General features: G+C 67.3%; 1 protein-coding gene. It reads left to right on the plus strand.

The window, feature by feature from the left end:
* Window positions 1-223 (plus strand): hypothetical protein (locus tag E4K09_RS18175; RefSeq protein WP_134499191.1); only part of this gene is annotated, 223 nt, incomplete at both ends.

A 223-nucleotide genomic window follows, 5' to 3' on the forward strand; every position in this document is an offset into this window, starting at 1 on the left:
ATCAGGGGCCTTGGTGTGGATGCCTTGCGGGCCCGTGTTCGTGGTCGCTTCCCCGACGCGGAAAGCCTGCCCGATCGTCCGGCCCTCGATGCGCTCCTTGCCGAGGCGGGAACGGAGGTTGAGTGGCGCGGGCCACCGGCCGATCCGGCGGGCTACTACAGCAAGTCTATTCCCGACACAGGCACCGGCAGTGCAACGTTCATGCGCTATGCCACGGTTGCGC

Origin of the sequence: Microvirga pakistanensis (assembly GCF_004458765.1) — a bacterium.
Taxonomy (GTDB): Bacteria; Pseudomonadota; Alphaproteobacteria; order Rhizobiales; family Beijerinckiaceae; genus Microvirga; species Microvirga pakistanensis.